At 69.2% G+C, this 13,680-nt stretch carries 13 protein-coding genes; 4 read left to right on the forward strand and 9 right to left on the reverse strand.

The genetic code is table 11. The features are described 5' to 3' along the window. Nucleotides 1-10: 10 nt before the first annotated feature. The 5 genes from ruvC to pdxS all read right to left on the reverse strand — a co-directional run bounded on the left by ruvC (nt 11) and on the right by pdxS (nt 3,534). The gene (ruvC, locus tag MRBLWH3_RS12285; protein ID WP_363432262.1) at nt 11-583 is read right to left on the reverse strand and encodes a crossover junction endodeoxyribonuclease RuvC; all 573 of its coding nucleotides are present in this window, start codon (nt 581-583) and stop codon (nt 11-13) included. Nucleotides 584-653: 70 nt separating this feature from the next. Continuing rightward, the gene (locus MRBLWH3_RS12290) at nt 654-1,415 is read right to left on the reverse strand and encodes a YebC/PmpR family DNA-binding transcriptional regulator (RefSeq protein ID WP_363432265.1); all 762 of its coding nucleotides are present in this window, start codon (nt 1,413-1,415) and stop codon (nt 654-656) included. Between the two features lie 73 nt (nt 1,416-1,488). Continuing rightward, nucleotides 1,489-2,010, reverse strand: a complete 522-nt coding sequence (locus MRBLWH3_RS12295; RefSeq protein ID WP_363432268.1) for a hypothetical protein — start codon at nt 2,008-2,010, stop codon at nt 1,489-1,491. Between the two features lie 37 nt (nt 2,011-2,047). Next, the gene (gene pdxT / locus MRBLWH3_RS12300) at nt 2,048-2,650 is read right to left on the reverse strand and encodes a pyridoxal 5'-phosphate synthase glutaminase subunit PdxT (RefSeq protein WP_363435486.1); all 603 of its coding nucleotides are present in this window, start codon (nt 2,648-2,650) and stop codon (nt 2,048-2,050) included. After that, the gene (gene pdxS / locus MRBLWH3_RS12305) at nt 2,644-3,534 is read right to left on the reverse strand and encodes a pyridoxal 5'-phosphate synthase lyase subunit PdxS (RefSeq protein WP_363432270.1); all 891 of its coding nucleotides are present in this window, start codon (nt 3,532-3,534) and stop codon (nt 2,644-2,646) included. Before pdxS ends, pdxT begins: the two co-directional genes overlap by 7 nt. A gap of 128 nt (nt 3,535-3,662) precedes the next feature. On the opposite strand from pdxS, the gene MRBLWH3_RS12310 reads away from it, so the two are divergent. After that, on the forward strand, nt 3,663-5,009 hold the full coding sequence (locus tag MRBLWH3_RS12310; RefSeq protein WP_363432273.1) for an aminotransferase class I/II-fold pyridoxal phosphate-dependent enzyme: 1,347 nt from the start codon (nt 3,663-3,665) through the stop codon (nt 5,007-5,009). Nucleotides 5,010-5,016: 7 nt separating this feature from the next. Beyond that, the gene (gene pdxY, locus MRBLWH3_RS12315) at nt 5,017-5,868 is read left to right on the forward strand and encodes a pyridoxal kinase PdxY (RefSeq protein WP_363432276.1); all 852 of its coding nucleotides are present in this window, start codon (nt 5,017-5,019) and stop codon (nt 5,866-5,868) included. An 8-nt stretch (nt 5,869-5,876) separates the two neighbouring features. Here pdxY and MRBLWH3_RS12320 read toward each other — a convergent pair whose 3' ends face one another. Both MRBLWH3_RS12320 and thrS read right to left on the reverse strand, forming a co-directional pair. Next, nucleotides 5,877-6,374, reverse strand: coding sequence for an HIT family protein (locus MRBLWH3_RS12320; RefSeq protein WP_414685404.1), 498 nt, complete (start codon nt 6,372-6,374; stop codon nt 5,877-5,879). 152 nt (nt 6,375-6,526) lie between these two features. After that, nucleotides 6,527-8,521 carry a threonine--tRNA ligase gene (gene thrS, locus MRBLWH3_RS12325; protein WP_363432282.1) on the reverse strand — a complete coding sequence of 665 codons (1,995 nt, stop codon included), beginning with the start codon at nt 8,519-8,521 and terminating at the stop codon, nt 6,527-6,529. A gap of 305 nt (nt 8,522-8,826) precedes the next feature. On the opposite strand from thrS, the gene MRBLWH3_RS12330 reads away from it, so the two are divergent. Both MRBLWH3_RS12330 and MRBLWH3_RS12335 read left to right on the forward strand, forming a co-directional pair. After that, nucleotides 8,827-9,909 (forward strand): alpha/beta fold hydrolase, encoded by a 1,083-nt coding sequence (locus MRBLWH3_RS12330; protein WP_363432285.1) that lies wholly within the window; start codon nt 8,827-8,829, stop codon nt 9,907-9,909. 20 nt (nt 9,910-9,929) lie between these two features. Beyond that, on the forward strand, nt 9,930-11,390 hold the full coding sequence (locus MRBLWH3_RS12335) for a hypothetical protein (protein ID WP_363432288.1): 1,461 nt from the start codon (nt 9,930-9,932) through the stop codon (nt 11,388-11,390). A gap of 49 nt (nt 11,391-11,439) precedes the next feature. Here the strand turns inward: MRBLWH3_RS12335 and MRBLWH3_RS12340 are convergent, their stop codons facing one another. Continuing rightward, nucleotides 11,440-12,354, reverse strand: a complete 915-nt coding sequence (locus tag MRBLWH3_RS12340) for an alpha/beta hydrolase (RefSeq protein WP_363432291.1) — start codon at nt 12,352-12,354, stop codon at nt 11,440-11,442. Further along, nucleotides 12,335-13,678: a cytochrome P450 gene (locus tag MRBLWH3_RS12345; protein ID WP_363432293.1), complete on the reverse strand. Its 1,344-nt coding sequence runs from the start codon at nt 13,676-13,678 to the stop codon at nt 12,335-12,337. The genes MRBLWH3_RS12340 and MRBLWH3_RS12345 overlap by 20 nt, the downstream gene beginning before the upstream one ends. Nucleotides 13,679-13,680: the final 2 nt, after the last annotated feature.

The following is a 13,680-nucleotide window of genomic DNA, read 5'->3' on the forward strand; positions in this document are numbered from 1 at the left end:
CCGCAGGCGATCATCGTCGGGCGAGCCGCTCCGCGTCGACCCACGCGCGCTGCGCCGGGGTCAGCGGCCCGGAGGCCGCGGACTGCGCGGGAGCACCGCGCCAGGCGTGGCAGAGGGCCAGGGCAAGGGCGTCCGCGGCATCGGCGGGCTTCGGGAGCTCCTCCAGCCTCAGGACGCGCGCCACCATGGTCTGGACCTGGCGCTTGTCGGCGTTTCCGTACCCTGTGATCGCGGCCTTCACCTCGGACGGGGTGTGCGTGGCGGCGGTGATGCCCCTCTCGCCCGCCACGAGCAGCGCGATGCCGCTGGCCTGCGCGGTGCCCATCACCGTCGCGCGGTTGTGCTGCGCGAAGACCCGTTCCACGGCGACGACGTCGGGATCATGCGCGTCGAGCACGGCGCGCAGGCCCCGCGCGATCAGTGCGAGCCGCTCCTCGATCGGTGTTCCGGGATCGGTCCGCACGACTCCCACGTGCACGAGGGCGGCCGAGCGGTCGGGCGCGACGTCGACGACGCCGACACCGCAGCGCGTCAGGCCCGGATCGATTCCGAGCACGCGCAGTCGACCGCGGGAGGATGCCACTCCCCCACGCTAAGCGAGGAAGACGGATGCTGCGGCCAGGCGCGCCTGGGTGCAGCATCCGTTCCTGTCATCAGTCCTCGTCGTTCTCGAGCTCAGCCTGAACCTCGACGGTGAGGTCGAAGTTGCTGTAGACGTTCTGGACGTCGTCGCTGTCCTCGAGGGCGTCGATGAGGCGGAAGACCTTGCGGGCGGTGTCGGCGTCGACCTCGACCTTGAGGTTGGGGACGAACTCGACGTCGGCCGACTCGTACTCGATGCCGGCGTCCTGCAGAGCGGAGCGCACGGTCACGAGATCGGTGGCCTCGGTGATGACCTCGAAGCCCTGCGCGTGCGGCTCGACCTCTTCGGCGCCGGCCTCGAGCACGGCGAGCATCACGTCGTCCTCGCTGGTGCCCTCGCCACCGACGACGATGACGCCCTTGCGGGTGAAGTTGTACGCGACGCTGCCCGGATCGGCGAGCGTGCCGCCGTTGCGGGTGAGCGCGGTGCGCACCTCGGCCGCGGCGCGGTTCTTGTTGTCGGTCAGACACTCGATCATGAGGGCCACGCCGTTGGGGCCGTACCCCTCGTACATGATCGAGGCGTACTCGACCGACTCGCCGCCGATGCCGGCGCCGCGCTTGATCGCGCGATCGATGTTGTCCTTCGGGACCGACGTCTTCTTCGCCTTGAGCACGGCGTCGAACAGGGTCGGGTTGCCCTGCAGGTCGGGTCCGCCGAGCTTGGCGGCCACTTCGATGTTCTTGATGAGCTTGGCCCATGACTTCGCACGGCGCGCGTCGATGACGGCCTTCTTGTGCTTGGTCGTCGCCCACTTGGAATGCCCGGACATGGTCCTCCTGAATTCACGCTCGTCGGGTGCGGGCGTGTGAACGCCTCGCCCGACGGACTAGTTTATCCCCGCGCTACAGCGCGAACTCGAAGCCGAACCGCGACGACAGCAGCGCCACGAGGTCGCGTGGAACCTTCGTGAGGTACGCGGGGGCCGGTGCGAGCGTCTCGGCCGACCCGATGAAGGGGAAGTAGACGGGTCCCGCGGTGAGCTCCTCCACCCGGTCGCGCACCGTGACGATCTCGCTGCCGACGCGGCGCAGGCTCGGCAGAGTGATCGGCGAGGCGAGACGCAGGGTGTCGCTGATCGGCATGCGCCAGTGCGGCAGGTCGTCGCCACGGCGCTCGCGGGTCTCCTCGCCCAGCGGGCCGAGCACGCGGCCCCACGCGGCTATGCCGGGCACGGGCAAGGTGCGGTCCCAGACGAACAGCGTGTCGCCGGGCTCGGTGAACCCGACGAGCTCGTGGGACCATTCGAACCGGCGTTCGTCCTGGGCCTTGGGTGCCGAGAGGGCGTCGCCGACGACACCGCGCGACGGGGCGATCATCCAGTAGCGCTCCTCGGGGTGCTCGCGCCACCAGTCGTTGATCGTCATGATTCAGAATCTACCCCGACGTATCGTGCCTGCCCCGTTACCGGCCCCGCTCGCGGACCAGGTCGAGGAACAGCGCGTGGAAGCGGTGCTCGCCCGTCACCTCGGGATGGAAAGAGGTACCGAGGAGCGAGCCCTGCCGGACGGCGACCACGCGCCCGTCGTCGAGGCTCGCGAGACGTTCGACGCCGTCGCCCGCCTCCTCGACGAGAGGTGCGCGGATGAACACCGCGTGCACGGGCGGCTCGCCGAGCGCCGGGATGTCGAGGTCGACCTCGAACGAGTCCACCTGGCTTCCGAACGCGTTGCGGCGCACCGTGACATCGAGCCCGCCGAAGGTCTGCTGACCCTCGATGCCGTCGGTGATGCGGTCGGCGAGGAGGATGAGCCCGGCGCACGTCCCGTACATCGGCATGCCCGCGGCGATCGCCTCGCGGACGGGCTCGCGCATGCCGAAGGCACGAGAGAGCTTGTCGATGACGCTGGACTCGCCACCGGGAAGCACGAGTCCGTCCACGCCTTCCAACTCCTCGGGACGGCGGACTTTGATCGCCTCGGCGCCGAGGTCCGTGAGCACGCGCACGTGCTCACGGACATCTCCCTGCAGTGCCAGGACGCCGACGCGCGGCGGTGGCGTCACCAGCCGCGCTCGGCGAGGCGGTGGGGCGCGGGCAGGTCGGCGACGTTGATGCCGACCATGGCCTCGCCGAGGCCGCGCGACACGTCAGCGATCACCTGGGGGTCGTCGTAGAACGTCGTGGCCTTCACGATGGCGGCCGCGCGCTGGGCGGGGTTGCCGGACTTGAAGATGCCCGAGCCGACGAACACGCCGTCGGCACCCATCTGCATCATCATCGCGGCGTCCGCGGGTGTGGCGACGCCGCCCGCGACGAACAGAACGACAGGCAGCTTGCCGGTCTCGGCGATCTCGGCGACGAGGTCGTACGGCGCCTGCAGCTCCTTCGCGGCGACGTAGAGCTCGTCCTTCGTCATCGAGCGCAGCACGTTGATCTCGCCCGTGATCTTGCGGATGTGCTTCGTAGCCTCCGAGACATCGCCGGTGCCCGCCTCGCCCTTCGAGCGGATCATCGCCGCGCCCTCGTTGATGCGGCGGAGCGCCTCGCCCAGGTTCGTGGCGCCGCACACGAACGGCACGGTGAAGTTCCACTTGTCGATGTGGTTCACGTAGTCGGCCGGCGACAGCACCTCGGACTCGTCGATGTAGTCGACGCCGAGCTCCTGCAGCACCTGCGCCTCGACGAAGTGGCCGATGCGCGCCTTCGCCATGACCGGGATCGAGACGGCCTCGATGATGCCGTCGATCATGTCCGGGTCGCTCATGCGCGAGACGCCGCCCTGCGCGCGGATGTCGGCGGGCACGCGCTCGAGGGCCATGACGGCGACCGCGCCGGCATCCTCGGCGATCTTCGCCTGGTCGGGGGTGACGACGTCCATGATGACGCCGCCCTTGAGCATCTCGGCGAGTCCGCGCTTGACGCGGTCGGTTCCCGTGTCGGCAGAGGTCACGAGCTTTCCCTTCGATCGGAGCGCGGATGCGCAACGGGTGAGGACAATGCGAGTATTGGCCTAGGCCAAAAGATAGCATGGGCTGGGCCCTGCACTCGGCGGGGCAGGACGTCATCCGAAGGACGGGCATGAATCTCGACATCAGCGGCCGATCCGCATCCGAGATCGCCGACAGCCTGCGCTCCCGCATCGAACGCGGCGACCTCCATCCCGGTGACATCCTGCCGCCCGTGCGCTCCCTCGCCGACGAACTCGGCGTGAACCGCAACACCGTGGTGGCGGCGTACCGCCAACTCACCCAGGCGGGTGTGATCGTGACGCGGGGCCGCGGCGGAACACGCGTCGCCGACCTCTCCCCCGTCGCCCAGGAGGGCTTCGCCGCGGGCAGCGTGCTGCGCGATGTCGGCACCGGCAATCCCGACCCCGAGCTGATCCCCGATCTCTCGGGAGCGCTCGCGGCGATGGCCGGCAGGCCGGTCCTCTACGGCGAACCGGTCATCGATCCGGGTCTCGAGCGCTGGGCGCTCCAGTGGATGCGCGACGGGCTCGCTCCTGCCGACGCCGACATGCGCCTCACGATCACGAGCGGCGCTGCGGACGCCGTCGAGCGGCTGCTCGCCCAGGCGCTCACGCGCGACGACGCCGTCGCACTCGAGGACCCGTGCTTCCTGACGAGCATCCACACCGTGCGGATCGGCGGCTACCGCCCCGTCCCCGTGCCGGTCGACGACGAGGGCATGACTGTCGAGGGACTGCGCGCCGCGCTCGAGCAGGGCGTCCGCGCAGTCGTCCACACGCCTCGTGCCCAGAACCCGACCGGCGCCAGCCTCTCCGCGCGCCGCGCCGAGGAGTTGCGCGACGTGCTCCGCGAGCACCCCTACGTGCTGGTGATCGAGGACGACCACTTCTCGCTCCTCTCGCGGCGGCCGTTCCACTCCCTCGTCGCCACCGGCCATCGCCGCTGGGCGCTCGTGAGGTCGGTGTCGAAGTTCCTCGGACCCGACATGTGCCTCGCGGTGACGGCATCCGATCCAGAGACCGCGGAACGGCTCGCCATGCGCCTCACCCCCGGCACCACGTGGGTGAGCCACCTGCTGCAGCGACTCGCCCACGCATTGGTGACGGATGCTGCGACCATGGCCGCGATCGAGCGCGCCGGCGCGCACTACGCGGCGCGCAACGCCGCGTTCGTCGAGCGGCTCGCGAACGAGGGGGTGCCGGCGGATGCGGGGGACGGCCTGAACCTGTGGATCCCGCTCCCGGTGCCCGCGCGGGCGGTGTCGGAGCAGCTCATGCGTCGCGGGTGGCTCGCGCGCGCGGGCGACGACTTCGCGCTCGGCGGCGACGGGCCTTCTCGCCGCCTCCGACTCACGGTTCACGACCTCGACGACACGGACGCCGAACGGCTCGCGGTCGACGTGGCCGCGGCCGTGCGCGCGGCGGGTGGGCGGCTCGTCACGCGCGAAGTGGCATGATCGAGCGGTGAAGATCCTCTCGATCCAGTCCGCGGTCGCCTACGGCCACGTCGGCAACTCCGCCGCTGTCTTCCCGCTGCAGCGCATCGGCGTCGAGGTCATGCCGGTGTACACCGTGAACTTCTCGAATCACACCGGGTACGGCGCATGGCGCGGCCCGATGATCGATCCCGACGACGTGCGCGACGTCGTCGCCGGCATCGAGGACCGCGGCGTCTTCCCGCAGATCGACGTCGTCCTCTCGGGCTACCAAGGTGGTGACGGTATCGCCGATGTCATCCTCGACACGGTCGCGCGGGTGAAGGAGGCGAACCCCGCCGCCATCTACGCATGCGACCCGGTGATGGGCAACGCGAAGTCCGGCTGCTTCGTGGCTCCCGCGATCCCGGCGCTGCTGCGCGACCGCGTGGTGCCCGCCGCCGACATCATCACCCCGAACCAGTTCGAGCTGGGCTTCCTCACCGAGACCGAGCCGTCGGATCTCGACTCGACCCTCGCCTCCGCGGACGCCGCGCGTGCGATGGGCCCGCGCACCGTGCTGGTGACGAGCGTCGAGCGCCCGGATCGCGCCGAGGGCACGATCGAGATGCTCGCGGTCACCGACGACGGCGCGTGGATCGTGCAGACGCCGCACATCCCGATGAAGGCCAACGGCTCGGGCGATGTCACGGCGGCGCTCTTCACGGCGCATCACCGCCGGACCGGCGATGCGGCCGACGCCCTTGCCCGCACCACCTCGAGCGTCTTCGACCTTCTCGAGCGCACCCACGCCTCTGGCGAGCGTGAGCTGCAGCTCATCGAATCGCAGGACGCCTACGCGAACCCGCGCCTGCAGTTCGAGGTCACGCAGGTCCGCTGAAGCGCAGGTCAGGCGTTCCAGGCGTCATAGATCGCACGGCGCACGTCACCGAGGAGCTGCGGCAGGGCCTTCGTCTTCGCGATGATCGGGAAGAAGTTCGCGTCGGAACCCCACCGCGGCACGATGTGCTGGTGCAGGTGCTCGTCGACGCCGGCGCCGGCGACATGACCCTGGTTCATCCCGATGTTGAAGCCGTCGCAGCGGGAGACCTGACGGAGCACGCGCATGCCCTGCTGTGTGATCAGCCCGATCTCGGCGACCTCTTCGTCGGTCGCCTCGTCGTACGTCGCGATGTGGCGGTACGGGCACACGAGCAGGTGACCCGAGTTGTACGGGAAGAGGTTCAGCAGCGCGTACGCCGTCCGGCCCCGGAAGACGATGAGACCGTCCTCGTCGGACTTTCGCGGCGCCTCGCAGAACGGGCACTCCTTGCGCAGCACCTCAGGGCCGGCCTGGATGTACGCCATGCGGTGCGGCGTCCAGAGGCGCTGGAACTCGTCCGGCACCCCCGCGAGGGTCGCGGCGTCGACGAGCGCGGGGTTCGCGGCATCCGACTCCGGATTGCCGCGCGACGCGACCTCGTCGAGGCTCACGCGCCTTTCGACAGGCTCAGGGACCGTGACTTCGCGTTCGCGACTCCCCGCAAGCGGGTCGTCGTTCACGCGAAGTCCTCCGCGGTGTTGACCAGCGCATGGGAGGCGATCGCCTCCCGGACGCGGCGGAGGGCGTCGGCGATCGGCACGCCGTTCTCCTGCGAGCCGTCGCGGAAGCGGAACGACACGGTGTCACCTGCCTGGTCCTGCGCGCCCGCGATGAGCTGGAGCGGGACTTTCTGGGTGGTGTGCGTGCGGATCTTCTTCTGCATGCGGTCGTCGGAGTGATCGAGCTCGGCTCGCACGCCCTCGGCCTTCAGCTGGTCGATGACCGCGCCGAGGTAGTCCGCGAAGTCCTCGGCGACGGGAATGCCGACCACCTGGACGGGCGACAGCCACACCGGGAACGCGCCGGCGTAGTGCTCGAGCAGGATCGCGAAGAAGCGCTCGATCGAGCCGAACAGCGCGCGGTGGATCATGATCGGCCGCTTCTTCTGACCGTCGCGGTCCGTGTACTCCAGCTCGAAGCGCTCGGGAAGGTTCGGGTCGACCTGCACCGTGGACAGCTGCCAGGTGCGGCCGATCGCGTCGCGGGTCTTGAGGTCGATCTTCGGACCGTAGAACGCGGCCTCGCCCGGCACTTCGGTCAGCTTCAGCCCGCTCGCGACGGCGACGTTGCGCAGGGCGTTGGTGGAGTAGTCCCAGAACTCGTCCGAGCCGATCCACTTGCCCTTCTCGTCGTCGCGCATCGACAGCTCGAGCTCGAACTCGTCGAGACCGAAGTCGCGCAGCATCGAGATGACGAACTCGAGGACGCGGGTCGCCTCCTCCTCCAGCTGCTCGGGCGTGACGAACAGGTGCGAGTCGTCCTGTGTGAAGCCGCGCACACGGGTGAGGCCGTGCAGTGCGCCCGAGAGCTCGTTGCGGTACACCGTGCCGTTCTCGGCGAGGCGCATCGGCAGGTCGCGGTAGCTGCGCGCGCGCTCCTTGTAGATGAGGATGTGCATCGGGCAGTTCATCGGCTTCAGGTAGTAGTCCTGGCCGTGCTTGGTGATCTCGCCGTGCTCGTCGCGCTCCTCGTCCATCACGATGGGCGGGAACATGCCCTCCTTGTACGTGACGAGGTGATTCGAGGTGAGGAACAGGTCCTCCTTCGAGATGTGCGGCGTGTACACGTAGGTGTAGCCGCCCGCGATGTGGCGGCGACGCGCGTGCTGCTCCATCTCGCCGCGGACGATGCCGCCGCGCGGGTGCCACACCGACAGGCCCGAACCGATCTCGTCGGGGAACGAGAAGAGATCGAGGTCCTTGCCGAGCTTGCGGTGATCGCGCTTGGCGGCCTCCTCGAGGCGGGTCTGGTAGGCGCGCAGCTCGTCCTTGGTGGGCCACGCGGTTCCGTAGATGCGCTGCAGCTGCGGGTTCTTCTCGCTGCCGCGCCAGTATGCGCCGGCGATGCGCTGCAGCGCCCAGCCGTTGCCGATCATACGGGTGTTCGGCAGGTGCGGCCCGCGGCAGAGGTCCTTCCAGACGGTCTGTCCGTCGCGGTCGACGTTGTCGTAGATCGTGAGCTCGCCGGCGCCGACCTCGACCGACGCGCCCTCGGTCTTCTCGGCCCCGCCGCCCTTGAGTCCGATGAGCTCGAGCTTGAACGGCTCGTCGACGAGCTCGACGCGCGCCTCGTCGTCGCTCACGACGCGGCGGACGAAGCGCTGGCCCTCGCGGATGATGCGCGCCATCTCCTTGTCGATGGCCTTGAGGTCCTCGGGGGTGAAGGGGTGCTCCACGCCGAAGTCGTAGTAGAAGCCGTCGGTGATGGGCGGGCCGATGCCGAGGTTCGCCTGCGGGTTGATGCGCTGGACGGCCTGGGCGAGGACGTGCGCCGTGGAGTGGCGCAGGATCGCGAGGCCGTCGGGGCTGTCGATGGTGACGGGCTCCACGGCATCCGTCTCCTCCACCACCGTCGCGAGGTCTCTGAGTTCGCCGTTCACGCGGAGCGCGACCACGGAGCGGTCGGGGAACAGGGCGAAGCCGTCGGCGGGGAAGGACACAGCGTCAGTCACGGAAACTCTCCTGGGAATGGCTCGGATCAAGGCTACTCAGCTTCGGGCGCACGCCGCGCCCCGCCCGCTCAGGCGCCGAGCGTTCGCGTGTCGGTCTGCACTGCCGTTGCAGCGGTCGACCAGACGAGTTCCACGCGACGATTCTAGCCAGTGGTTCTCGGGGGGCGGGTATCACGGGCGCCCGACGAGGCTCCTGAACTTCGTGACGAGAGCGCCTGCCGGGCAATATGCTGACTCCGTCGTCGCCCGTGGGCCGGTCCCGCCTCGCCGCGACGATCTCCGTACGGCTGATGCTGGGGGTCGAGATGAGCGAGCACGAAGCCGCATCGACGGCGACGGATACTTCGGACGAACGCGTTCGGCGCGCCCTGCGCTGCGGTGAACCGACGATCCACGAATTCGACACCGTCGACGGGGTCATGCTGCGCCTCACGCGGTTCGAGGGCGGAACGAAGGGGCCCGTCATCCTGACCCCCGGGTTCGGCACGTCGGCGTTCGCGTACACGATCGACACCACCGACACGAACTTCCCCGAGTACCTCTACGAGCACGGCTACGACGTGTGGGTGCTCGACTACCGCGCGAGCCCGGAGCTGCCGTCGGGAGGGACGCAGTTCACACTCGACGACATCGCCGAGTACGACTACCCGGCCGCGGTCGCCAAGGTGCGCGAGGTGTCGGGAGCGGAGTCGGTGCAGATCGTGGCGCACTGCGTCGGATCGCTCACGATGCTGATGTCGCTGGGCCTGGGCCTCGAGGGCGTGCGCTCGGCGGTCGCCTCCCAGGTCACGCTGCACCCGCGCGGCGGCACGCTCAACGAGCTGCGTGCCGGTATCTACGCGGGGAACATCCTGCAGGCACTGGGCTTCGACACCCTGACCACCGAGTTCGACGACGACCCGTCGTGGGGCGAGACGCTCTACGACAAGGCGCTCGCGATCTACCCCGCGGGCGACGAGCCGTGCGACCGCCCGTTCTGCCGGCGGGTCATGTTCATGTACGGCGAGGTGTACGACCATGCGCAGCTGAACGAGGCGACGCACGACCACCTCGAGGAGGCGTTCGGCGTCGCCAACATGACGACGCTGCGCCACATCACGAGAATCCTCCGCGAGGACCACGCCGTCAGCGCGGACGGCGAGCACGACTACCTCGACGACGTGTCGGGCCTGCGTCTGCCGATCGCCTTCCTCCACGGCGCCGACAACCGCCTGTTCGTGCCGGAGGGCAGCGAGATCACCTACGACGTGCTGCGCGAGCGCAACGGCGCCGAGCTGTACACCCGGGACGTCATCCCCGGCTACGCCCATATGGACTGCTTCATCGGGAAGGATGCCGCGCGCGACGTCTATCCCGTCATCACCGCCCGGCTCGACCGGCACAACTGACGCGAACCAGGAGAGCCGCCATGACTTCGATCGACTCGTCGACCGCCACCGATGCCGCAGCTGCGGGAGCGCACGCGGGCCTCGCCGACCTCGCGGGCTACCCGTTCCTCTCGGCGCTCACCGACCGCCGCACCAGGCGCATCCCGCGCGGCTTCTCGGTGAACGCGGGCCCGCTGAGCCACGAGAGTCACAACGCGCCGGCGCCGCTGAGCAAACTGGAGGAGGCGGTCCTCATCACGTGCGTCACCGGGATCACCGGGATCACGACGCACGACGGTCCGCTCGTCGAGACGGACGGCAAGGACGAGCTCGGCACGCCGTTCCTCAACATCATGGCCCGCACCGGCAGCAGCGCCGACAACGCGCAGGCGACGCACTTCTTCATGATCAACGACGACGGCATCTTCCTGCTGAAGGCGCCCAAGGGGCAGCGCGCACTCGAGCTGCTGAAGGACCTCCCGCCGAAGTGGGGCGACTGGACGGAGGCCGACTGGATCGGCGCGGCCGACGAGTGCCTGGTGCGCGTGTCGGACCGCCGGCTCGACTTCCCCCGCGAATGGCCGTACTACCTCGGCTGGAACAACCAGGCCTCCAACGCTCCGGGGACCACGCTCTTCTTCCCTGTCGTCGACTGCACGTGGCAATACATCAACGCGATCATCATCCTGCTCACCGAGCCGGGAGGCATGCGTCCGCTCTTCCTCGACGACTGGCGCACATTCCACCCGAAGAACACGGTGGAGTGGATCGCCAAGATCGCCGGCGGGCTGGGCATCGGGCCCAAGATCCCGTATCACCCCATCGGCGGGCTCGACCGCGTGCGCAGCGGCTACCTCAACAAGGAGAGCCAGGCGCCCCTCGGCTTCGGCGGAGCGCTGCGCACCGACTACGAGGCGTTCTTCTACTTCCAGAACCTCATGCTGCTCGGGCAGTCGATGGGGCTCGGCGGCTGGATCCACGGCTCGGTGTTCCCGCCATACATCTGGCAGCAGGACGACGCGAAGGGCTGGCACGGGCTCGGCTTCCGTCTCGAGGAGCCGACGAGGCATCGCAAATGGCCGCCGGTGCCCGCATCGCAGGCGAACCCGGTGGGGATCGACGGCATCCTCGAGGGGCTCACTCCCCCGTACGTATCGTCGATGGACGAAGCCGTCGATCGGGTCGTCGAGTCGAAATACAGCGCGACCGGGCCGGCGTACGGCAACGAGAAGGTGTTCTCGAGCCCGTACCGCAACTCCGACGATGCGCGGGCCTTCCTCGACAAGGGGACGCGGTTCGGGCCGAACGAGATCGCGTACACGAAGGAGATCTGCAACTACATCTGGGACACCTACGGGCGCTTCCCCGCGCACGTGGACGCGTTCTACACGCCCGGCATGTGGCTGCAGTTCTCGCACCTCGAGCTGGAGTACTACGACCGGTTCTTCGACCCGCGTCAGTACACCCGCCAGGCGGCTCACGACGGGCTCTGGCACCGCTGATCCCGCCGGACGGACGGAAGACGGATGCCGCGACCCGCCGCTCGCGCCGTCAGAGGTGGGCGGTGAAGAAGCCGACGACCTCGTCGACCTCCTTGCTCACGTACTGATAGCCCTCGTAGCGACCCGTCGACGGGTACGCGATGACGCCGAGGGAGTGCGGTGTGAGCGCGGAGAACTCCTCCACGATCCGCATCTCGCCCCACGGATCGCCGGTTCCCTGCACGTACTGCACGACGGTGTCGCCGAGCTCGCGTGCGGGGATCGCCGGATCGTGGCGGCTCGGCAGCGGGGCCCGCAGCGCGACGTACACCAGGTCGGTGCTCGCCGCTTCCGCAGGACCGAGCGGTCCGAGCACCTCTCGCGCGAAGTTGCGGTTGAACACGGGGAGCCGGGTCGGCTGCACCGCGAGGAACGCCTTCACCGGGGGTCCGTCGGGAATGGCGTACATGACGGTGTTCGCGCCCGCGGACGTGCCGAGCGCGCCGATGCGCGCCGGATCGACGTCGGGCCGTTCCCGCAGGTAGGCGAGCGCTCCCGTGAAGTCGCGCGCCTCCCAGCGCCCCATTGTGAGCGGCGGTCTGCTGCCGCTCTCGCCGTGGTTCGAGAGGTCGAAGAGCAGCACGTGGAATCCGGCGTCGTGCAGCGCCTTCGTCGCCGGGAGGAAGTCGACGTCGCGGTCGACGAACGGCACGCGCCCCGCGACGTTGCCGGTGCGATTCCACAGCCAGCCGTGCACGAACACGACGACCGGGCCTCGCTCCGCGCCGGACGGGACGAACCACCCCTTCAGCGCGACGCCGTCGCTCGCGGCGAAGGCGACCTCTTCGTACGCGAGCCCGAACTCGGACGGCGTCCGCGTGATCGGCTGGCGATCCCCCGTGACCATCAGCCGCGTGAGATGGAGGAGCTTGCGCAGTCCGCGCTCCCGCGTCGCGCCGGGCGCCTCAGCCGACGACCGGGACATGCTGACGGAAGTCCACCCGCAGGCCGCTCGCCGGCAGCGGGAACAGCTCGTTCGTGAGCGTCAGGTCCTGTTCCGGGATCGACCACTCGGCCCTGCGCAGCAGCAGCGTCAGATACACCTTCACGGCGACCGTCACGATGTTCTCGCCGGGGCAGCGGTGGTGCGTGCTCTGGCCGTCGCCATGGGGAACATAGCTGCCGGGCGGCAGGGCCGCCTCGCGCTTCGGCTCGAACCGGTCGGGGTCGAAGCGATCCGGGTCGGGGAACACGTCCGGGTTGCGCATGTTGATGTGGATGCCGCCCATCGCCCCCCATCCCCTGGGGATGCGGTAGCCGCCGACCTCCATATCGGCCTGCACGCGCCCGAAGAACGTGGCCGAGTTCATCGCGAAGTACCGCCGCACCTCCTTGGAGATCTGCTCGAGATATTCCATCCGCTCGATCTGCTCCATCGTGATGGGGCCGTCGGGTGCGACGGAAAGGACCTCGGCGCGGGCGCGCTCCATGATCTCGGGGTGCTGGCCGACGATCAGGGTCGTGAGGGTCAGCGGCACGAAGTAGCCGCCCTGACCCGCGAAGATGAGGTGCCGGATGTCGCCGCGCAGGTCGTCGATCGGCACGTCGGCATCGTTCGCGGCGTCGATCATGCGCGACACGATGTCGTCGTACCCACCCCGCCGATGCTTCTCGAGCGCTTCGCCGATGATCTGGTCCATGCGCTTGCGGCCCGCGATCGCCTTGCCGTAGGTCGTGCCGGGGATCGGCACGGGCAGGGTCATGAACGCGTCGCGCATGTTCGCCAGGTGCCGATCCAGCTCGGCGGCGTGCTCTTCGCTGCGGTCACCGGTGTACAGGGCGCCGGTGAGCCGCGCGGCGAACCGCTGCAGATCGGCGCGCAGGTCGCCGCCCGTGCCGGTTTCCAGCCACGGATCGATCGTGCGCTGCAGCAGCTCCTGCATGGTGGGCAGGTACGCTGCGATGGCCGAGCGGAAGCCGACGGCACGCAGCATGACGGCCTTGCGGGTGTGGTGCTCCACGCCGTCGATCAGCGCGAGGGAGTTCATGAAGATCTGCTCGGCCGAGATGGGGTCCGCGTCGCCGCGCACGATTCGCTCGTCCACCGCGAACGCGTGGAAGGCCTCGTGCCCCGAGAAGACGACGAAGCTGTTGCCGAACAGACGCGTCTTGAAGATGGGGCCGTACTTCTCGAGGCGGTCCTGGTAGAAGCGATGGTTGTTGCGGAGGATCGAGAGGGTCTCGCCCAGCCAGGGCAGGCCGAACCGGCCGGGAGGGAGGGGCTTGTGCTTCGCCTGGGGTTTCACCATCG

The sequence above is a fragment of the Microbacterium sp. LWH3-1.2 genome (genome assembly GCF_040675855.1).
GTDB lineage: Bacteria > Actinomycetota > Actinomycetes > Actinomycetales > Microbacteriaceae > Microbacterium.

Coding starts and splice junctions, on each gene's coding strand:
- MRBLWH3_RS12290 (WP_363432265.1), bottom strand. CDS start 1,415: ATGTCCGGGCATTCCAAGTGGGCGACGACCAAGCACAAGAAGGCCGTC.
- MRBLWH3_RS12295 (WP_363432268.1), bottom strand. CDS start 2,010: ATGACGATCAACGACTGGTGGCGCGAGCACCCCGAGGAGCGCTACTGG.
- MRBLWH3_RS12310 (WP_363432273.1), top strand. CDS start 3,663: ATGAATCTCGACATCAGCGGCCGATCCGCATCCGAGATCGCCGACAGC.
- MRBLWH3_RS12330 (WP_363432285.1), top strand. CDS start 8,827: ATGAGCGAGCACGAAGCCGCATCGACGGCGACGGATACTTCGGACGAA.
- MRBLWH3_RS12335 (WP_363432288.1), top strand. CDS start 9,930: ATGACTTCGATCGACTCGTCGACCGCCACCGATGCCGCAGCTGCGGGA.
- MRBLWH3_RS12340 (WP_363432291.1), bottom strand. CDS start 12,354: ATGTCCCGGTCGTCGGCTGAGGCGCCCGGCGCGACGCGGGAGCGCGGA.
- MRBLWH3_RS12345 (WP_363432293.1), bottom strand. CDS start 13,678: ATGGTGAAACCCCAGGCGAAGCACAAGCCCCTCCCTCCCGGCCGGTTC.